A 20,868-nucleotide genomic window follows, 5' to 3' on the forward strand; every position below is an offset into this window, starting at 1 on the left:
TCAGCGTCGGGATCGGCTTGCCGATATTGCTCTTCGCCGCCTCCATTTCCACCCACGTTATTTCCTTATACGTCACGTGAACCGTCGTCTCGGTAATGCCGTACATATTGATCAGCTTCGTCTTCGGGTACTTCGTCTTGAAGCCCTTGAGCAGCAGCGGACTCAGCGCTTCGCCCCCGAAGATGACGTTGCGAATCCGCAGATCGTACGGATGGTCCGCCAAGACCTTACGCAGCAGCTGGTAGAAGTACGTTGGCGTCTGGTTCAAAATCGTGACCTGTTCGCGGCCCAGCAGCGCCAGGAAATCGGCCGGATTTTTCGCCGTGAGCGGTGGTACGATGACCAGCTTGCCTCCGTACAGCAGCGCTCCGTACATTTCCCAGACGGAGAAATCGAAGCAGAACGAGTGAAACAGCGTCCACGTGTCGGACGGCCCGAAGTCGAACAGGTTCTTGTCGTTGAACAGGAGCCGCACGACGTTCTTATGCTCGATCAGCGTTCCTTTCGGTCTGCCGGTCGTTCCCGACGTGTAGATGACATATGCCAGGTTGCCCGGCCCGGAAATCGGCTCCAGGTTCGAAGCGTCCAGCGCATCAGCGGCGTCCGCCCCTCTGTCGCCCCAAACGAAATCGTCCAATTCGAGGCGCGTTCCTGCGAAGTCGGTCTTCTCGTGCAGATGCTTTTGAATCAGCAATAACGGCGCGCCCGAATCCTCGATCATGAAGCGGATGCGCTCCTCCGGGTAGTCGGGATCGACAGGCACGTATGCTCCGCCCGCTTTGAGAATCGCCAGAATGCCGACGACCATATCGAGCGAGCGTTCAGCCAGAATCGCTACCAGTTGGTCCGCTTCTACTCCCGTCTCCCGCAGCCTCCACGCAAGGCGGTTGGATCGCTCGTTCAGCTCGCGGTAGGTCAGCTGCCGCTCATTCATGACGGCGGCCACGTTGTCCGGGTAAAGCTCCGCCTGCTCTTCGAACAATTGAGTGAGCGTCTTCCCGCGCGGAAATTCCGTGGTGGTGTCGTTAAAACGTCCGAGAAGGTCGGCCTTTTCCGCCTCCGTCACAAGTTCCAGCTCGCCCACTGTAATTTCAGGGTTATCCGTCACCTGCTCCAGCAGATGGACGAGATGCCTCTTGAGCCGCTCGATGCTGTCTTTATCGAACACTTCGGCGTTAAAGTCGAACCGAATTTCGAACTCGACTCCCGGCACCACGGTCACGTTGAAGTTATAGTTCGTCTGCTCCTCCATCTGAACGTCAGCGATCGTCAGGTCGCCGTGCTGCTGGTCGCCCGCCTGCTCCATCTGCTCGTCCACCGGATAGTTTTCGAAAGCGATGATATGGTTGATCAGGTTCTGTTTTTGCACGCTGCGGGCTTGAATTTCATACAGCGGATAGTAATCATAACGCCCGGACTCTAGCGCCCACTCTTGGAGCTTCGCCATCAGGTCGGCGAACACGGTGTCCGCTTCGCTCGTGACGCGGACTGGCACCGTATTGATGAACAGCCCGATCATGGACTCGATACCCGGGATTTCCGCCGGTCTTCCGGCCACGATACTGCCGAATACGGCATCGTTTGTTCCGTTATATTTTTGCAGCATCACGCCCCAAGCGGCTTGCAACAGCGTATTGACCGTAACCAGGCGCTGTTTCGCCACCCGGTCCATCCGCTCGCTCAAGTCCTTGCCCAGCTCGGCGGTGACGTGATCAGCCGTAAATCTGCCGTTCGGCGCCAGTTCCTTTTGTCCCGGGAGTACGGTTTGCCCTTCATAATCTGCCAGGAATGCCGTCCAATAGTCGGATGCCGCCTGATCGTCCTGTTTCTCCAACCATTCGATATAGGCCCCATAATCCGATCCCTTATCTCCTGCTGGCTGCTTGCCGGATGCCAAGGCCGAGTACGTCTCAAACAGCTCCTGCGTCAGCTGCGCCAGACACCAGCCGTCCATCAAAATATGCTGGAAACTCCACAGCACATGATAGCTTTGCTCTTCGGTGCGCAGGATCGTAACCCGAACGAGCGCGTCATGTTCCAGGTCGAAGCCGCGAAGCTTGTCATCCTCAGCCTTTTTATCCAAATACGCTTGTTTCTCGTCCGCCTGCAAATGAAGCAGCTCTTCATATTCAAAGCCGACCGGCTTGTCGCGGTATATGATTTGCAACGGCTCGCCCGCCGGTCCTTTCACAAAATTCGCCCGCAGCACCAGATGACGTTTCGCAAGCTCCATCCAGCTCCTCTCGAAAAGCTGGACGTCGAGCGCTCCCCGCATCGTAAACCGCGTCTGCTCGAAGTAAGCTGCCGTCTGCCGGTCAAGCGCGCTGTGGAACCACATGCCCTTCTGCATCGGCGTAAGCGAGTAAATATTTTCGATTTCCCCGAGATGGCCCGAGCGCTGGGCGATTTGCTCCAATTCCGCGATGGTCAAGCCTTTAAATTGCACGTCGCTAGGCGTCAATTCGGTGCTTTCTTTGCCTGCGCAGTGGGTAATGAGCTCTCGGAGACTTTGCTCAAGCCGCTGAGCGAAGGCTTCCATCGTTACCTTGCGATACTGCTTCCGGCTGTAGCTGAGATCGAGCGATAAAGCGCCGTCCAGCACCATGCCGTTGATATCCAGCACAAAGCTGCGGGCCTGCCGGTCGCTGGTCGGGCTGCCGCTGGAATAAGAAGATATGCCGATCTCGTCCTGATTGACATCATCGTCGAACTGGCCGAGGTAGTTAAAATTAATTTCCGGCTCTGCGCCCCAAACAAAGCCATCCTCCGATTTGGAGAGATAGCGGCATACGCCGTACCCAAGCCCTTTGTTCGGAATGCGGCGCAAGCTTTCCTTGACCTGTTTAATCTGATAGGCCAAATCCCGATCGGTTTCCGGCTCCAGGACGACCGGAAACTTGGTCGTAAACCAGCCGACTGTGCGCGTGATGTCGATATCCGTTCCGATCGATTCGCGTCCGTGTCCTTCGAGATTGATCCGCACCCTTTCGTGTCCCGTCCACTTGCGAACGGCTATGCCGAGCGCCGTTACCAAAATATCGTTCATTTCGGTGTTGTAGGCCCGGTGAACTCGCTTCAGCAGCAGCTCCGTTTCTTCGGGAGTCAAACGGACGAACAGCGATTCGCTGTCCTGCTGCGTCGTAACGTCCGCCTCCAGATCCTTCGGCACGGCCGGAACCGCAATTTGTTCCACGGCCTGCCAATAGGCCCGTTCCTTCGCCATTTCCGGGCTTTGCACGTAAGCGGCCAGCTGCTCGGACCAAGTGCGGTACGCATCCGTTTTCGCCTGGAAACGAATTTCTTCGTTTTTGCCGGCCTGCTCGTAACCCAGAGTGAAATCCTCCATCAAAATGCGCCAAGACACGCCGTCCACCACCGCATGATGAACCGCGAGCAGCAAATGATCGCCGTCCGCGCACCGGAACAGTCCCGCCTTCACGAGGGGTCCGTTCTCCAGATCGATGCCCGCTTGAATGTCCATTGCCTTCGCTTCCACAGCCTGCTCGGTATTCTCCGCATCCTTGAAGTCGAACACGTCCAGCGTGAACATCCCGCCTTCCTGAATTGCGCGGTTCCGCGCGCTAAATCCTTGTTCCGTCTTGCGGAACACCATCCGCAACACGTCATGATGCTCGGCCAGCTTTTGCAGCACCTGACGTACCGTCTCTTCGTCGAAACGTTCCTTCCGGTACAGCATCACCGACTGGTTGAAATGATGCGGGTCTGCAAAGGAGCTTTCGAAAAACCAATGCTGAATCGGCGTCAGCGCCGTTTCACCCGTTATTTCGCCTTGATCGATGGTACGTCCGATCGGTTTCACATGCAGGCTGAGCTGTGAGATAGTCGGATATTTGAACAAATCCCGGATTTCCAGCTTGTACCCGGCTTGATGAAGCCGCGAAGATACTTGAATGGACTTGATCGAGTCTCCGCCCAGCTCAAAGAAATGATCCGTTACCCCAACGCGATCGGCGTTCAATACCGCCTGCCACACATCGGCAAGCGTCCGCTCGGCTTCATTGCGGGGAGCTACGTACGCGCCGCCGATCAGCGCGTTTCCTTCCGGGGCGGGCAAAGCCTTGCGGTCGATTTTGTCATTCGGCGTGAGCGGCATCTGCGGAAGCTGAACAAAATGCGCCGGAATCATGTAATTCGGCAATTTTTGCGCCAGCCCGCTTCTCAGCTCGCCGAGCGTAAGCGGGCGACCCGCGACCAGGTAAGCGCACAGTTCTTGCCCGCTTTTGCCTTCCCGCGCGATTACGATCGTCTCCTGCACGGAGTCGACCTTCAGAAGCTGGTCTTCAATCTCGCCGATCTCGATCCGGAAACCACGGATTTTCACCTGATGGTCGATCCGGCCCAAGTACTCAATATTTCCGTCCGGCAGCCAGCGGGCGAGATCTCCCGTCCGGTAAAGGCGTTCTCCCGGCGCAAACGGATGTTCCACGAACTTCTCTGCCGTCAGCTCCGGAAGGTTCAGGTAGCCTCTCGCAAGCCCCACGCCTGCCACGCACAGCTCGCCGTCTACTCCCGGAGGAACAAGCTGTAAGTGGGCATCCAAAATAAAAATCCGGTGATTGGCCAGCGGACGCCCGATCGGAATGACTCTGCGCTCCGACTGCTCCTCATCCGCATCCCAAAGCGTCGTAACAATCGAAGCTTCGGTAGGGCCGTAAGCATTGAAGTAGTGGAGCTTCGATTTCCACTGCTGCACGAATTCGGCCGATACCGCCGAGCCTCCCGTTACGAGCTTCGTTAAGCTGGGAAGGCGGTCCGGGTTCAAATAAGCGCTGTACGTCGGAGGCAAAATCGCCGCCGTAATCGCATGCTCGTTCATATAACTCTCGAACAGGCGGTTGTCCAGAATCGTCTCGGCCGTCGGGATGTACAAAGCCGCGCCAAAATAGAGCGCTTTGAACACTTCCCAGCAGGACGCGTCGAACGACAGGCTGGCGAATTGAACGATCCGGTCATGCTCAGTGATGCCCAGCCTGTCCGCGAACATCAGCTTCAAGCTGACCAAACCGCGATGCTCCAGCATGACCCCTTTGGGATTGCCCGTCGTACCTGACGTATAGATGACATAAGCCAGATCATTCGGACCGCTGGCCGGCTCCAGGTTCGAGCCATCGTCGCTGTAGGCCTGCTCGTCATCCAGCGCCAACACGATCCCTTGGAACGGCACCTGCTGCAGCAGTTCCCTTTGAGTCAGCAGCAGCTGCGCGTTCGAGTTCTCCAGAATGTAGCGGATGCGTTCTTCCGGGTATTCCGGGTCGATCGGCACGTAGGCACCGCCAGCTTTCAGAACCGCCAGAATGCCAACGACCGTCTCCAGCGATCTCCTGGCCATCAAGCCTACCAGTTGATTGGGCAGCACGCCGACCGATCGCAGCGTCCGTGCCAGCCGGTTCGCCCGTTCGTTCAGCTCCGCGTACGAAAGCTGCCGCCCCTCAAAGACAACCGCCGTCGCTTCGGGCACCCGCTTCACCTGCTCCTCTACGAGCTGATGAATCGTCCGATCACGGGGATAGTCCTTCTCGGTATCGTTAAAGCTTTGCAGCAATTGAAATTTCTCGTCCTCCGACAGCATGTCCGCCCGCACGATGTCCAGTTCCAACTCGTGAAGCCCCACGGCGAGCAGGCGATTCAGATGGCCGACGACCCGAGTCATGAACTCGGAGTCATATAAGTGCTCGTTATATGACAACGCTAGCTGTATCGTCCCACCAGTTAAGCTGAATTCAAAGGAACAATCCGTGACCACGTTTTGTCCGATTTCGTCCAGATGCAACTCCTTAAGGGATACTAGCGTATGGATGACGGGTATCCCGTCTGCATGTTGCAGGTCCAGCTTCTCCGTCATTTTCAAGAACGGAATATGTTGATGCTGAATCGCTTCCGGCAAGGAAGTTCTCAGCTCGCTCAGAAGCGTTTTAAAAGTCGCACCCGCCGAAAGCGAGTTTTTCAAAATGACCGTATGATTAACGGATCGGCGCGTCTCCGTCGGTTTCCGTACAACCGGCATGCCGACTAGAATGTCAGAGGCGCCTGTATATTTATGCAAGAGTGACTGAACACCGGCGAGCAAAATCATAAAAGCGGCCAGCGGAGCGCCCTTGCTCATTTGAAGGACACGCTGCGCCGCTTTCTCCGAAAGCGAACCGCCGACGGTTGCTACAATGGGCGGCAGGGAGCTTGGAGCTTTGCTGTAAGGCAGCCGCGTCAAGGTATAATCGTCGCTACCGAATTTTTCGTTCCAAAACAACGTTTCTTTTTCAAAAGCCATCTGGATCGTTCCCCTCTCTTCATCGGTAAAAGCAATCCGGCGGAGCATATGCCGCAGCAACGCTCCCCACCTTTTCAAACATGTCACAACAATATCAATGGCTTTCGCCAGGTCACCGCTTCACTTGCCCGGTTGATCGCATGCGGCAATTCTCTGCCTAGCAGCTGTCCCGCTCGGCTCCCATGCGTGAAAGACAACAAAGAGCATCGTTTACACAAGAGATGCGGCTGCTTCCGGCTCCTCTGCTTCAATATGCTTGCTGCGGACGAGCCGCCCGAAGACGGGCTTTGGTTTAACATTGGGTTCGGAATTGAATTTGGGGGTGGACAAGGGATGTTCCTCCCATCGATGTAAGACTTGCTGTAGAGTTCCGGTCGGCCAGCTGGAAGTCGGCCGTACCTCCGGATTCGGCACCGGAGCTGCCTTGGTCGAAGCTTATATTTAAGGGGTATTGATACACTCTATGTACGATTTGTATATTCCCCGCAGGCCTTGTGTGGATAAGTAAAAATTCGGCTGCGCGGTAGTGAGCTTTTCCTGACCATTAGATGTGACGAATGGTGACGCTTCCACCGCGTTCGTTCCCGTCGGACCGCAGAATTGAAGCTTGTCATTCAGCTTCTTCGGCTCCAGGATTCGCTCCGAGAAGCTCTGAATGAATTCGCAATTGGTCATTTTATCCATATCCAGACCGTGCATAATCCGGTCGGAGGTCAAGTAATCAAGAACCCGGTCCTTGACATAATCGTTGTTATGACCGAATTCAGTGCCTCGGCACCTGCCAAAAAAATCAATATATGCTCTTCCGTCCTCAGAATATATCAGGTCCCTCTTGGCCCGGTCGAATACCACCGGAAAGCTTCTGCAGTAAGATCTTACGTTGGATTCCAGCTATTCAAAAATGCTCACGCACTTCATCCTCCATCGGAATTAGGATAGGGTTGGCTTCATCCTTTCTGAACCTTATGACGTCATGGAGCAACATATTCTGCGCTGTCATTTTCCACAATTGTCGGTTCCTGCAAGCCGGGAAACCAGTGGACTGGTCTCTCGCGCATAGCTTGGATAGGTATAAAAACCATCCAATTCTATTTTATATCATAATTGGAAAGTAGATCTAGGTAAAATTATATCAAAATTCCGAAGAATGTATAGTAAAATTTTAGTTAAATTTGGTCTGTCTAACATAAGGTGTTAACATCTTGCCTAGAAAGAGCGAATGGAAAAGAAACGCTGGGAATGGTTTGCCATCAATCGAGGAATTTGAAGCGTGTCGACATTCAGGCGAGCTGCTAGCAATTTGGGAGATCTTCCCTGTAAATATTCTCTACCGGTGCTCCGAATCCTTTCGTTTTGCGATAACTTAACATAAATACCTAACGCATTTCTGGAAGCCTGGCTGGAAACGTGACTGGATGTCAGCTGTATATTCTGCTGGAAAATCCGTTGGATACTCTGTTGGAACACCTGATGACTGCCAGGCTGGAAGCTGGTCGCAGCGTCCGCCCGGATGACTGCCGGCATAGTTTTGTATCCCGCCGTCTTCACTGCGCCTCTGCTAGAATATAGGGCAGATAAATTCTGCCCCTCCTCATCAGACCGTACATGAGCTTTTTCCTCATAATTAAAAATAGTGTTCTTTGATACAGGCGTATCTCCAAAGATTAACTACTCTATATGGGAATTGAAGTTTGCTTTAATTACTATAAGTACATCAAGAGAGGGTTTGTATTTATCTTGCTCCAGCTCACTCAACGTTGCCTGAGAAATTTCAATTATATTTGCAAACTTTATTTGATTAAAATTGTTTTTTCTAATAGTTCGAATTCGTTGGCCTATGGTAGACATAATTGCCCTCCTAAGCAAAAAAAAAAGATCCCGATATATCATCGGGATCTTTTTTGATGTTTGTAAAATGACTAGTTCCAGACTTTTTTTACTAGTTCCACAGTTTTTTTATTGGTTCCATACATCTTTTACTGGTTCCACACTTTTTTATCACCAGACAATTATATAGGAAATCTCACCATGCTTATTCTACAGTAACACTTTTAGCCAGGTTACGTGGTTTGTCGACATCATGCCCCAGTGCAAGGGAAGCGTAATAAGCCAACAGTTGGAGAGCGATAACTGAAATGGCAGCCGACAGAATCGGAAGTGTCTTCGGAATTGCGAATACCTGATCCACGGATTTCAGCAGCTCAACAGCATGCTCTTCATACGTGATTGCAAGCACGTCACCGCCACGAGCTTTAACTTCCTTAATGTTGCTCACGGTTTTCTCCAACACGGATTCCTGTGTTACCAAAGCGATAACCGGAATACCGTCTTCAATCAATGCCAGTGTACCATGCTTCAATTCACCCGCAGCATAAGCCTCGGAATGAATGTAGGAGATTTCCTTGAGCTTCAAGGAGCCTTCCTGTACTACAGCATAGTCCTGACCACGTCCAATAAAGAACAGGTGCTCGTGGCTCGCAATTTGCTCAGCATAGGTTTTGATCGCATCTGCTTTACCCAGCATTTCTTCCACTTGCTCTGGCAGTGATTCCATAGCAGCCAGCACATGAGCTACTTGCTCATCTGTTTGTGTGCCGCGTACTTGAGCCAGATACAGACCAAACAGATAAAAAGCAATCAACTGCGAAGAGTATGCTTTGGTGGAGGCTACGGCAATTTCCGGTCCTGCCAGTGTAACCAGCACATCATCTGCATCCCGGGCAATGGAGCTGCCAACCACGTTTGTAATCGCCAGTACATGAGCGCCGTTAGCTTGTGCTTCACGCAGTGCTGCCAACGTATCGGCAGTTTCACCGGATTGGCTCACCACGATCACCAATGTCTCTGGCGTTACGATAGGGGAACGGTAGCGATACTCGGAAGCTACGTCGTTTTCCACCGGAATACGAGCCAAACTTTCAATAACTGTACGACCAATCAAACCAGCATTGTAGGCTGTGCCACAAGCAACGATTTGAATATTACGGATATTTTTAATTTGTTCTTCTGTCAGCTTCAGCTCAGGAAGAATAACTTTTTTAGCTTCTTTATCGATACGGCCCAACATAGTATCACGGTAAGCTTTAGGCTGCTCGTGAATTTCTTTCAACATGAAATGCTCATAGCCGCCTTTTTCCGCTGTTACAGCATCCCATTCGACATGAATCATTTCCCGAGAAATAAATTGGCCTTCGATTGTCATTAATTCGACGGCATCACTGGTCAAAACAGCCATTTCGCCATCGTTCAAAATAATTACATTGCGTGTATATTTCAGAATAGCCGGAATGTCGGAACCGATAAAGTTCTCGCCTTCTCCCACACCAATAACTAGCGGGCTCGCTTGACGAACAGCTACCAGCTTGTTAGGTTCATGTTCTGTCAGCACACCCAGTGCAAAAGCACCGCGCATAAAGGTAATTGCTTTTTGTACCGCTTTAACGATATCTCCTTTATATTCACGCGCAATCAGATGGGAAATAATTTCGGTATCCGTTTCGGAAATAAAGGTATGACCTTCGCTGATCAGCTCTTCCTTCAGTTCCAGATAGTTCTCAATAATCCCGTTGTGAACAACAGAGAACTTTTGGCTCTCATCCATATGTGGATGGGAGTTTTCATCTGAAGGCTTACCGTGCGTTGCCCAACGTGTATGCCCGATGCCTGCATGACCTAGCAATGGCGCACCATCCAGCTTTGCTTCCAAATTCGCCAGACGGCCTTTAGCCTTGGCTACTTGCAGCCCTGAATCTGTAAACACGGCAATACCCGCAGAGTCATAGCCGCGGTATTCCAGCTTTTTCAATCCGTCAATCAATACCTCTTGCGTATTCTGATCACCAATATATCCTACAATGCCACACATATTCGTTATCCTCCCGATCATCATTCCACAGGACGACACATCACAGGACTAACGTGTGCGGTAGATTGAGGAATAAGTTCATTCATCTATGAAGTTGTCAATGATAACTATAAAAATTACAGGCATCTCTTCACGAATGCAACGAAATTCCCGAACCGCGCACGCCAATGATGATGGCCGCACATTCATGAAATGAATCTTATAATTTAGGTTATAAAATAATATGGCATCTACCGGTGCGTTGTGTAAACAGTTGCCTGTTCATTTTCCGCTGCCGGTTTACGGCTTGATGCAACACCGGAAGGTCCCCGCCGAATGTTTCGAACACCTTCACCTCGTCAGCTTGCTTTGTCGTGAACCGATTTGCGAGCAACAACAACTTAACTGATGCATTGCTTCACCCACCAGGTTCCCCCGCACAAAATCAAGCTCTGGCGCTTGTTTTACGTTACCTCACGACCCTCGCTTCCTCTATCTGAGTCACAGCATTCCTATATTATATTCAGCCACGTAACATTTGGCAATAACACTTTATTCATATTTACTGATACAGGTTAAGATTCAATGGCAGCTATACAACCGCAAACGCAGTTGCCTGCTTCTATTCAACAGGCAACCGACGTTTACAAAATTTTAAACTAATTCTTTTTTGACCACATCTACGATCTGTCCAACAAAATGCTCCAGTTCACTCTTGTCCGGGCCTTCTGCCATCACACGAATAAGCGATTCTGTCCCCGATGCGCGGACCAGTACACGCCCATTATCCCCCAATTGCTGTTCCACCAGCTCAATCGCTTCTGCAATAGCAGGATTCCCCTCGTAATTGCGTTTATCCTGTACACGCACATTAACCAGCACTTGCGGGTACTGCTTCATGAGCGATTTCAGTTCACTCATCTTTTTGCCGGAAGCTTTTAGAGTATCTACCAGTTGAATCCCGGTCAGCATGCCATCACCTGTCGTATTATGATCCAGGAAAATAACATGGCCAGACTGCTCGCCACCCAGATTAAAGCCGCCCCGGCGCATTTCCTCCATTACATAACGATCCCCGACCGCAGTCTTTGCAGTCTTGAGTGCCAGCTTTTCCGTAGCCTTATAAAAACCGATATTACTCATCACGGTTGATACAATGGTACTGTCCTTAAGCTTTCCAGCGCGGTTCATGGCATCTCCGCAAATGCAAAGGATATAGTCGCCGTCTACCTCTTCCCCATTCTCATCAATTGCGATCAGACGGTCAGCATCGCCATCAAAGGCCAAACCAATATCCGCTTTCAAACGGAGTACTTCCTCCTTCAACTTTTCCGGATGAGTCGAGCCACAATGATCATTGATATTCAGCCCATTGGGCTCCGCACCAATCGTGTGTACTTCCGCTCCCAATTCCGTAAAAAGCTTCGGCGCCAGCTCATAAGCTGCTCCGTTTGCACAATCCAGTACAATTTTGAGTCCTTCAAAGGAATGACTAATTGTTGTCTTCAAATATTCAAGGTAATCGTAGCGGGAATGCTCATCTACAACAACCGTACCCAATCCTCCACCAATCGGACGAGGCAGTTGATCTTCTTTTGCATCCATCAATTCTTCGATTTTCAATTCTGTTTCATCTGTCAATTTGAACCCGTCGCCGCCAAAAAACTTAATCCCGTTGTCTTCCACCGGATTATGGGAGGCCGAAATCATCACACCCGCGTCAGCTTTCAGTTGGCGTGTAAGATAAGCCACCCCCGGCGTCGAAACAATCCCCAGACGAACCACGTTAGCCCCAATAGACAGCAAACCGGCTACAAGCGCCGATTCCAGCATCAGACCAGACACTCGTGTATCCATACCAATAACAACGGTTGGTTTCTCCACATTACCTGCTAAAACGTATCCGCCGCAGCGACCAATGCTATATGCCAGTTCTGCTGTAAGTTCCTGATTAGCAACGCCTCGTACACCATCTGTACCAAAATATTTCCCCATGTTAAAATGACTCCCTTTTTTTGTCTAATAAATCTCGATTAATTACTACAGATAAAACATGTTATGGCTGACTGCTGTCCAGGGTTCCATTGGCAGAAGAATCTGCGCCGTTATGAGGACTTGTCTTATCCTCCGCAGCTGCATTTCCCCCGGAACTAGCATCAGGGTATCCTCCCTGACTGTTTTGCCCCTCCTGTGGCCTCTCCTGACCCTTGTCGCCACTGCCGGAAGGATTCGATTCATTCTCACTACTTGGATTCGTTACAGCAGGCGTTGAAGGGCCCACAATGTTTACTGTTGCTTTTAGCTGATCGGTGCTCCCGGCTTGCGTAATATATTTAGGCAAGCCTAGCTGCAATGTAACCTCATGCTGACCAGCCGCAAGGCCACTTACGTCTGCCACCAGACTAATATCATCATTGGTTAAATTGCTTACCATATCCTGCGGTCCCTTCACAGTAACATCCATCGTCTTGCTAGTGGGCGCTATAATGGTCGCAGTAGTTCCATCCCCTGCCCCCTGTAAAACGATTGGAATGCCAGTGAGCGTCCGTTCCGTATCTGTGACCTGATTGGAAGGAACGACCGTCACCTCAATTTGTATCGATCCTGGCTCGATTTTATCAGAACCGGCGGGCGCTGCCAAATTAGCTTGGACTGTACGAGTACCTGCTTCCGTAAATTGACTGAGATCCACTGTGGCCGTAACGTAGGAGCTAAGGCTGCTCAATACATTCTGCGATGCATATACGGCCGCTTCCTTCACCTTTGCATTTACCTTGGAAAGTGCCAGTCCGTCTGGCAAATCTCCCGAATAGACGATCTTAACAGGCACAGACTTTGCCTGCTGTGTTACCGGAATCTCGACGGACACTGTAGATGGCTCGATAACCGCTCCTGTAAGCTCTTGCCCATTTTTGTTATAAGCCTTCAGTTTTACACGCTTCTGCTCGAATTTCTCCGTGATGCCATCCGTATCGACGGCCCCTTGTACTGCAGTTACAGTACTCAACTGACTCTTGGGTAAGGTCACCTTCACAGTTTGAGGAGTAATCACAGGCTTGCCAAGCTGCAAACCAGTATCCGGGTTACCTTTGGGCACAATAGAAACATTAAAAGATTTCGTTTGCTTTTCCTCAATCGTTACTGTAACACGATTTGGAGTCATGGATACCAGTTCCACCCCATCCGGTAAATCCGGTTCGAGTGACAATGTTTTGGTACCTGCTCCTAAACCGCTTAAATTTAATTTTGCCTTATAATTATCTGTAAAAAAAGAAGTCAGTACAGAACGCTGTCCTCTAACCTCCATCCTTACATGGTCAGTATCCATAGTAGACAACACATATTGGGACTCATCCAGACCGCTGGCCTGAATGCCCACATTATCAATCACCTTATTATTATAAGAAACGGTCAGTGTTGATGAAGGAGTGCCTGCATCCAAATGAACCATTCCCCACAGCATCACGGCAACGGCCAGCGACAATATTTTGGAAATCGTATTATTGTTAATCCATTTGTCCATCATGAATTTCCACGGCCTCCCCTCCGATTCCAGAATGAGCCGCGTTTTTCCTTCAAAGTCGGTGTTGGCCGCAGCTCCTCATACAGCTTGGAAATTAAGGATTCTTCCTTAATGTCACGCACGACCTGTCCATTAATAGCCAAAGAAATTTGCCCTGTTTCCTCCGATACCACGACAGTTACGGCATCCGTTACCTCGCTCACCCCAATCGCAGCCCGGTGACGAGTTCCCAGCTCCTTGCTGATGAACGGATTTTCCGACAACGGTAAATAACAAGCTGCAGAAGCAATCTGCTTATTTTGAATAATCACCGCACCATCATGCAGAGGTGTATTTGGGATAAAGATATTGATTAACAGCTCAGAACTGACCACTGCCTGCGTCTTGATCCCAGACTCCGTATATTCGTTCAACCCTGTCTCGCGCTCAAATACAACCAAAGCTCCTATTTTTCTACGTGATAAATAATTCAGCGCCTTAATCATTTCCCCAATTAACTTGTTAATCTCTTCATCATCCGCAGACGAACGCCCAAATAATTTGCCTCGCCCCAACTGTTCCAGAGCACGACGCAGCTCAGGCTGAAAAATAATGAAGATAGCCACCACACCAAAAGTGAACATCTGGTTCATCAACCACTTGAGCGTGTACAAATCAAACCAAGTGCTAATTGCCCAAATGACGACCAGAAACAGTATGCCTTTCAACAATTGCACTGCACGCGTTCCGCGAACAAGTAAAATAAGCTGATACATAATATAGGTAACGATCAAAATGTCGATAATATCTTTAATGGACTCTTTCCAAGTCAGGTCCGCAAAATAATCCAACATGCGCATGCCCCCGCAATTTTCTGTAGTGAGTGGGTGTAGTATGTACACAGTATGCTCTCTCTATCTAGGTTATAACGATAAGGCTCGCGTTGCAAGCTGTGCGACAAAAGAACCGCTAAAATCAGTAAAATACAGTGCAATTCGCCAGCTTCATATACAAAAAAACGCCTTTTCCAGCGGAAAGAGGCGCTCGATATCGTTCTTGTCATTTCAAGCTTCTATTATGGAGAAGACGGGCCCCCGAACAAATCGGAAACTTTATACCAAATCCAATCCAAGGTTTGATCAATACTTTTGACCTGTCCTGCAATATGAGCTGTGGACGCTTGATAGTAGGAACCATCAATCACAGTTACATTTCCTTCCACATCGCCGTATACCCGAGCCTTGCCATTCTGTACTGTCAAATCTCCGGCAATGGATTTCCCTTCAGGCACAATCACTGTATCGCCTTGAATAACGACTTGATCCAGATTGCTGCCTTTGACTACCAATTGATGATCCGTGCTTGAAAAGCTGGCCATACTTGAACATACAACAATAAGAAAGAAGGCGGCAGCTGTTACGGCGGGATGCCTTTTCACCCAAGACAGCATAGGAGCAACGGTCTGTCTTTTATGTGGCGGCAAAGCATTCATAATGCGATATGTCAGCTCATCCGATACACATGGCACTTGATAATGGCGTGTACCATAAAGCATCGCATCCGTCCGCTCCAGCTCTTTAAAACGCATACGACATTCCGGGCAGTCTAACAAGTGTTGTTCCAACTCATGTTTATCCCGCTCAGACAGGTCGCCATCTAGATAGTCATGCATAAAAGAGACGGCTAGTTTGCAATCCATATGAGCCAATCCTTTCTAGTATTCTTCCGTGTTTCTCAACATAACATGCTCCTTCTTAGAGCTTTACTCTTCTTACATACGTTATAGCGAGTATTATGTTTCATAAAAAAACATCTATGCAGATACTTTCCAAGTGCCTATGCATATGATTTACAGCTTGTGCTCCAATTTTTTTCGTAGAAAATCCCGGCCTCTATGAACCCTCGTTTTAATTGTAGTCACGGGAATATTAAGCACATCACTAATTTCCTGCAAGGAAAGCTCCTGCAAGTACCGCAACACCATAATCGTCCTGTATTTGTCTGGAAGACTGTCAATGGCATCGTGAATCAAGGCCTGTGTCTCGGACAACAATGTACGCCCCTCAGGGGTAAGCTCTTCGCTAGCGAGCATAGCGTACCCATCGACACCTTCCTGATCATTCATTTCAGCATCAAGTGAGTATGTAGGTTTTCTCCTTCGCAGACGATCAATGCATAGATTTGTAGCAATCCGGTAAATCCAGGTCGAAAACTTCTGTCCATGGTCATACTTCTCCAAATTGCGATACACACGCAAAAAAGTTTCCTGCACCAGATCCTCCGCCTCATGGCGATTACCAAGCATCCGGTAGGAAAGATGAAAAATCCGATCTTTATATAACTCGACTAGCTCCGCAAAAGCCCGCTGATCACCTTTCTGTACCAGCCTAACCAAGCGGCTTTCCATATTATCCACTCTATACTCCCCCAGACTTGCTGATGGGTTACCTATTACATATTTATGATTATTCATCGTAGTTTAATTTTATCCGAAAATCAACTATAGTATTGACATCATCTGAACACTCTTCTGTCACAAATTCACACAGCACAATCGGGCACTCCTTGAGCGCCCGATCATCTGTATTCATACAGCCAAGCTGTATCAGCCTGTGTTCCTTAATCCCGCGGCAATTCCGTTAATGGTCAATAATACCTCACGCAACAGCTCAGCATCATCTCCATTTTGATCACGCAGCTCCCGTAGCTCACTAAGCAACTGAACCTGTAAATAACTTAACGGATCGACATAAGGATTACGTAACCGGATTGATTCCTGAATCACCGGCACGTCGTCCAAAATCTCGGATTGTCCGGTTATTTTCAAGATCAGCTCGGATGTAAGCTTGAACTCCTCTGAAATCTGTCCGAAAATACGCCCTCTTGCCTCTTCATTATCGGACATTCCCGCATATTCCTCGGCAATCAGCAAATCGGCTTTGGCAATCGCCATTTGCAGCGTATCAATAAGGGACCGGAAGAAAGCCGAGTCCTTAAACATCGTTTGCAGTACCTTGAGGTTATCCTCATTGTTCTGATAAAAGCTTTGCAGACCTGTTCCAGCCGCATACCATGCAGGCAGCAAATAGCGGCTTTGTGTCCATGCAAAAACCCATGGAATGGCGCGCAAGTCCTCAAAACGCTCGCTGTTTTTACGCTTCGACGGTCGTGATCCAATATTCAACTCGCCCACCTCAGGCAACGGTGTCGATTCTTTGAAGAAAGCGAAGAAATCCGGATCTCGGAAAATCAAGTCCTGATACTTCTTCAGGGATACCTCGGAAATACGGGCAATGATCTCTTCCCAGCTTTCCTCAAACACTTCCTTCTTCCCGGAGCGATGATATGCAGCTGCCGTAATCAGGGCTGAGGTCGCCTGCTCCAGACTCCGATAAGCAATGCCTTTGAGCGAGTATCGGGATGAGAGCACTTCACCCTGCTCCGTAATCTTGATTCCGCCTCCAATCGTATGAGGAGGCTGAGCTAGGATGCTGCGGTTAAGCGGCATTCCTCCGCGGCCCAGTGCTCCTCCGCGACCATGGAAAAACTTCACTTTTACGCCAAACTCATTAACCACTTCTGTAATGCTGTTCATAGCGACCCGAAGCTCCCAGTTGGCCGTAACCACACCGCCATCCTTGTTACTGTCCGAGTAGCCCAGCATGATCTCCTGAAGCTGATCCATTGCCGCTACAGATTGTCGATATACAGGCAAGTTCAGCAATCTTCTCATAATACTTGGTGCAGCATGCAGATCGTCTATCGTTTCAAACAAAGGTACGGATTGCAGTGTACATACGACAGTACCATCCTTTTCAATGCGGAACAGCCCCACTTCCTTGGCTAGCACCATAACCTCCAGCAAGTCACTGGCTCCCTGAGTCATACTGATGAGGTAGCTTGTTATGGACTGCTTGCCGAATTCCTTCTGAGCCATATATATCGTGCGATATACCTCAAGACATTCCTGCGTGTTATCGCTATATTTTAAATACGGCGAAGTAATCGGACGAGGTTCGTTCAACAGCTTTTCCAGCAGATCTATTTTTTCTTCCTCCGGCAACTTACCGTAATCGGACACGATATTCATTTTGGAAAGAATTTCAGTCATCGCATTTTCATGCTCCTGACTATGCTGTCGTACATCCAGTGTAGCTGTATGGAATCCGAATAGCTCTACCTGGCGAATCATCTTCTGAATATACGTGTCTGCAACATAATCCGCAAAATGATGACGCAAGCTGTTATCAATAACATTCAGGTCTGCAATAAGCTCTTCAGCGTTGCTATAACGTTCCCTGGTGTCCTGTTTATTTTCATCCAAAATGTTATTCACCTTGGCAATCATATATGCGAGTTTAATCCGATAAGGCTCTTTTTCGTTATGCCATACTTCCATTTTTTTGAGCGTAATATGTGAACGATCTTCTTCAATAGAAGCCAGCAGATCATCTGAAACGCGCACAATGCTAGTACTAAAGCTCAAGTAGCCCATAAACTCTTTCAGTGTGTGCTGATATTCTCTCAAAGCCAGCTTGCGTTGCATACGTAATGTTTCCCAAGTTACATGAGCTGTCACAGACGGGTTGCCATCCCGGTCTCCACCAATCCAGGAACCAAATCTCAGGTAGGTTGGAATGTGCCATTTTTGCTCGGGATAATATTTGCTTAAACATCGTTCCAATTCTTGGTATACATCCGGCAATACATGAAACAAAGTCTCATGAAAATAATACATCCCATTTCTTACTTCATCTAATACAGTTGGCTTGCGGTCACGCAGCTCATCTGTCTGCCACAGTGTAATCACTTCATTCAGCAGATTCTCCCGCACCTGTTCCCGCTCGCGCAAGGTAAGCATCGGATTATCCAGCAGCATGACATCCTCAGAAATCCGCTTATGAATATCCAGGATTACCCGTCGTGTTGCTTCTGTAGGATGTGCGGTCATAACCAGTTCCAGAGAGAGCTCTTCCAGCATATTGCTAACGTCCTCGGCAGAGAATCCCCCTTGCTTAAGCTCCTGAACGGAACTTTCAATGGAGCCGCGTTGAACATCTTCACCAGCAGAATGCTCATAATCCCGCTTACGACGAATACGATGGTTTTGCTCAGCGATATTCACCAACTGAAAATAAATCGCAAACGCGCGAATAACCTGGTGACGAATATCCGTATCCAGTCCGCTGACCATTTGTTTGAAATTCTCGTACAACTCCGGCTGATACCCGGCACGTAACGATTTACTTGTCTCACGTATTTTTTCCACGATATCCAAAAGTTCGTTACCACCCTGATGAACCAAAACCTCACCAAGAATATTCCCTAGAAAACGAACGTCCCGCCGCAGCAGATTGTTGGATTGGTTTTTGTTTGCGGTTAACGTAAGCTCGGTCATGCTTTTCCCCCCATCTGATCTGTTCCACACCATATACAGTCTTGTTGCAAAGGTACGTATACACACGAAATTTGACACTTTCTTAACATCATACAATAAAAACGTATGAAAAGCTGCACAATTTACAGTAAAAAATCATGCATTTTAAATACTTTTTTTGAGAATATATTGGTTTTTTATGCACAAAAATGAAATTTAATGAACTTAGTTAAGAGTATCCAAAGAATTTCATGAAAATTTATACACAATTCTTATAAACAGTGTAATTTCCGAAGCAAAATTCATGCATCATTCTGTGTACATGTTTATGATTTGTTGACAATATGAAGCTAATCAAGTTTCTATCCACAAAGATATACACAAAACTAGTCACTGATCAATAATGTAGATGTGTTTTTCGTCCAATAATCTGCTATTACCCACATAAAAAGAAGATAATGTGGACAACCAGGCAGTAACTTTTGAGTTATCACCATAAATTCATACCGTTAGCAGTCATAGGATTCCTATTTATAAGGGACTTGATCAGGAAATTAGCTTTACTACAGGAGAAAGAGATACTTTGGAGGAGAAATTCGGGATCTAGGCGTTACAGTAACAAGTGCCTATGTACAATATGCACAAGTCATCCCCAACTGTGCATGAAAGATATACATTAACAATCGCCTCTATACAACAAAGTGGATATAATGTGGACAAAATAAAAAGAAGCCTTTCGGCTTCTAAGTAACCATTAAGCGGGTGATGGGAATCGAACCCACGCTATCAGCTTGGAAGGCTGAAGTTCTACCATTGAACTACACCCGCAAATTAGTATCGGGATGACACGATTTGAACATGCGACCCCCTGGTCCCAAACCAGGTGCTCTACCAAGCTGAGCTACATCCCGATATTAACTATTTTGTAAATATGGCGCGCCCTGAGAGATTCGAACTCCCGGCCTTTTGATTCGTAGTCAAACGCTCTATCCAGCTGAGCTAAGGGCGCAAATATGGAGCGGACGACGGGAATCGAACCCGCGACCCTCGCCTTGGCAAGGCGATGCTCTACCGCTGAGCCACGTCCGCAAAAACAGTATGCGCGTGGAGGGACTTGAACCCCCACGTCAAAGACGCTAGATCCTAAGTCTAGTGCGTCTGCCAATTCCGCCACACGCGCATATAATATAATGGTGAGCCATGAAGGACTCGAACCTTCGACACCCTGATTAAAAGTCAGGTGCTCTACCAACTGAGCTAATGGCTCTCAATGGCTGGGGATATAGGATTTGAACCTATGCATGACGGAGTCAAAGTCCGTTGCCTTACCGCTTGGCTAATCCCCAATATGCATATGATTCACAATTCCCCAACTTTTCATCCTTTTGATCAGATAAAAATGGTGGAGGCTGAGGGGATCGAACCCCCGACCCTCTGCTTGTAAGGCAGATGCTCTCCCAGCTGAGCTAAGCCTCCGCATTACTTATGACCCGTAGGGGATTCGAACCCCTGTTACCTCCGTGAAAGGGAGGTGTCTTAACCCCTTGACCAACGGGCCATCCTACAACAAGCTCTCAACCGGGATCGAACCGGTGACCTCATCCTTACCATGGATGCACTCTACCTACTGAGCTATGAGAGCAAATGGCTCCCCGAACAGGACTCGAACCTGTGACAACTCGATTAACAGTCGAGTGCTCTACCAACTGAGCTATCAGGGAATAATAATCATAAAGCTTGCTTGGCGGCGTCCTACTCTCCCAGGACCCTGCGGTCCAAGTACCATCGGCGCTGGAGGGCTTAACGGTCGTGTTCGGGATGGGTACGTGTGGAACCCCTCCGCTATCGCCACCAAACAT

General features: G+C 48.9%; 10 protein-coding genes, 11 tRNA genes, 1 rRNA gene and 1 pseudogene. All 23 read right to left on the bottom strand.

From position 1 onward, the window contains the following. A partial coding sequence (locus tag BAZ21_RS26480) for an amino acid adenylation domain-containing protein (RefSeq protein WP_373441578.1) occupies positions 1 to 6,334 on the bottom strand: 6,334 nt, incomplete at its 3' end. A 513-nt stretch (positions 6,335 to 6,847) separates the two neighbouring features. After that, a pseudogene (locus BAZ21_RS26485) lies at positions 6,848 to 7,177 on the bottom strand (diaminobutyrate--2-oxoglutarate transaminase); the annotation flags it as partial. 315 nt (positions 7,178 to 7,492) lie between these two features. Continuing rightward, the gene (locus BAZ21_RS26490; RefSeq protein ID WP_068505846.1) at positions 7,493 to 7,810 is read right to left on the bottom strand and encodes a hypothetical protein; all 318 of its coding nucleotides are present in this window, start codon (positions 7,808 to 7,810) and stop codon (positions 7,493 to 7,495) included. 144 nt (positions 7,811 to 7,954) lie between these two features. Further along, positions 7,955 to 8,134, bottom strand: coding sequence for a helix-turn-helix domain-containing protein (locus BAZ21_RS26495; protein ID WP_068505847.1), 180 nt, complete (start codon positions 8,132 to 8,134; stop codon positions 7,955 to 7,957). Between the two features lie 184 nt (positions 8,135 to 8,318). Continuing rightward, on the bottom strand, positions 8,319 to 10,151 hold the full coding sequence (glmS, locus tag BAZ21_RS26500; protein ID WP_068505848.1) for a glutamine--fructose-6-phosphate transaminase (isomerizing): 1,833 nt from the start codon (positions 10,149 to 10,151) through the stop codon (positions 8,319 to 8,321). Positions 10,152 to 10,784: 633 nt separating this feature from the next. Then, positions 10,785 to 12,125 (bottom strand): phosphoglucosamine mutase, encoded by a 1,341-nt coding sequence (glmM, locus tag BAZ21_RS26505; protein ID WP_068505849.1) that lies wholly within the window; start codon positions 12,123 to 12,125, stop codon positions 10,785 to 10,787. Between the two features lie 61 nt (positions 12,126 to 12,186). Continuing rightward, the gene (locus tag BAZ21_RS26510; RefSeq protein WP_068505850.1) at positions 12,187 to 13,656 is read right to left on the bottom strand and encodes a CdaR family protein; all 1,470 of its coding nucleotides are present in this window, start codon (positions 13,654 to 13,656) and stop codon (positions 12,187 to 12,189) included. Further along, on the bottom strand, positions 13,653 to 14,486 hold the full coding sequence (gene cdaA, locus BAZ21_RS26515; protein ID WP_068505851.1) for a diadenylate cyclase CdaA: 834 nt from the start codon (positions 14,484 to 14,486) through the stop codon (positions 13,653 to 13,655). Before cdaA ends, BAZ21_RS26510 begins: the two co-directional genes overlap by 4 nt. Positions 14,487 to 14,707: 221 nt before the next feature. Beyond that, positions 14,708 to 15,331: a zf-HC2 domain-containing protein gene (locus tag BAZ21_RS26520; RefSeq protein ID WP_068505852.1), complete on the bottom strand. Its 624-nt coding sequence runs from the start codon at positions 15,329 to 15,331 to the stop codon at positions 14,708 to 14,710. Between the two features lie 150 nt (positions 15,332 to 15,481). Beyond that, positions 15,482 to 16,048 (bottom strand): RNA polymerase sigma factor SigW, encoded by a 567-nt coding sequence (sigW, locus tag BAZ21_RS26525; RefSeq protein WP_025720879.1) that lies wholly within the window; start codon positions 16,046 to 16,048, stop codon positions 15,482 to 15,484. Between the two features lie 189 nt (positions 16,049 to 16,237). After that, complete coding sequence (gene ppc, locus BAZ21_RS26530) at positions 16,238 to 19,030, bottom strand: phosphoenolpyruvate carboxylase (protein WP_068505853.1); 2,793 nt, start codon at positions 19,028 to 19,030, stop codon at positions 16,238 to 16,240. Positions 19,031 to 19,766: 736 nt separating this feature from the next. Further along, positions 19,767 to 19,837: transfer RNA gene (locus tag BAZ21_RS26535), tRNA-Gly, on the bottom strand. Between the two features lie 9 nt (positions 19,838 to 19,846). Beyond that, a tRNA-Pro gene (locus BAZ21_RS26540) sits at positions 19,847 to 19,920 on the bottom strand. 21 nt (positions 19,921 to 19,941) lie between these two features. Then, positions 19,942 to 20,018, bottom strand: a tRNA-Arg gene (locus BAZ21_RS26545). Between the two features lie 5 nt (positions 20,019 to 20,023). Next, positions 20,024 to 20,098 (bottom strand) — tRNA-Gly (locus BAZ21_RS26550). Positions 20,099 to 20,108: 10 nt separating this feature from the next. After that, positions 20,109 to 20,189, bottom strand: a tRNA-Leu gene (locus tag BAZ21_RS26555). Between the two features lie 11 nt (positions 20,190 to 20,200). Then, positions 20,201 to 20,276: transfer RNA gene (locus BAZ21_RS26560), tRNA-Lys, on the bottom strand. Between the two features lie 4 nt (positions 20,277 to 20,280). After that, positions 20,281 to 20,355, bottom strand: a tRNA-Gln gene (locus BAZ21_RS26565). Between the two features lie 54 nt (positions 20,356 to 20,409). After that, a tRNA-Val gene (locus BAZ21_RS26570) sits at positions 20,410 to 20,485 on the bottom strand. 10 nt (positions 20,486 to 20,495) lie between these two features. Continuing rightward, positions 20,496 to 20,567, bottom strand: a tRNA-Glu gene (locus BAZ21_RS26575). A gap of 11 nt (positions 20,568 to 20,578) precedes the next feature. Next, positions 20,579 to 20,651: transfer RNA gene (locus BAZ21_RS26580), tRNA-Thr, on the bottom strand. Positions 20,652 to 20,654: 3 nt separating this feature from the next. Further along, a tRNA-Asn gene (locus BAZ21_RS26585) sits at positions 20,655 to 20,730 on the bottom strand. Positions 20,731 to 20,748: 18 nt separating this feature from the next. Further along, positions 20,749 to 20,865, bottom strand: a 5S ribosomal RNA gene (gene rrf / locus BAZ21_RS26590). Positions 20,866 to 20,868 lie beyond the last annotated feature (3 nt).

It is taken from the genome of Paenibacillus kribbensis (assembly GCF_001705305.1).
GTDB classification, from domain to species: Bacteria; Bacillota; Bacilli; order Paenibacillales; family Paenibacillaceae; genus Paenibacillus; species Paenibacillus kribbensis_B.

Bases quoted from the DNA above. Each gene is read 5' to 3' on its own strand.
- BAZ21_RS26495 (WP_068505847.1), bottom strand. From the start codon at position 8,134: ATGTCTACCATAGGCCAACGAATTCGAACTATTAGAAAAAACAATTTT.
- BAZ21_RS26490 (WP_068505846.1), bottom strand. From the start codon at position 7,810: ATGCCGGCAGTCATCCGGGCGGACGCTGCGACCAGCTTCCAGCCTGGC.
- cdaA (WP_068505851.1), bottom strand. From the start codon at position 14,486: ATGTTGGATTATTTTGCGGACCTGACTTGGAAAGAGTCCATTAAAGAT.
- BAZ21_RS26510 (WP_068505850.1), bottom strand. From the start codon at position 13,656: ATGATGGACAAATGGATTAACAATAATACGATTTCCAAAATATTGTCG.
- BAZ21_RS26520 (WP_068505852.1), bottom strand. From the start codon at position 15,331: ATGGATTGCAAACTAGCCGTCTCTTTTATGCATGACTATCTAGATGGC.
- ppc (WP_068505853.1), bottom strand. From the start codon at position 19,030: ATGACCGAGCTTACGTTAACCGCAAACAAAAACCAATCCAACAATCTG.
- glmS (WP_068505848.1), bottom strand. From the start codon at position 10,151: ATGTGTGGCATTGTAGGATATATTGGTGATCAGAATACGCAAGAGGTA.
- glmM (WP_068505849.1), bottom strand. From the start codon at position 12,125: ATGGGGAAATATTTTGGTACAGATGGTGTACGAGGCGTTGCTAATCAG.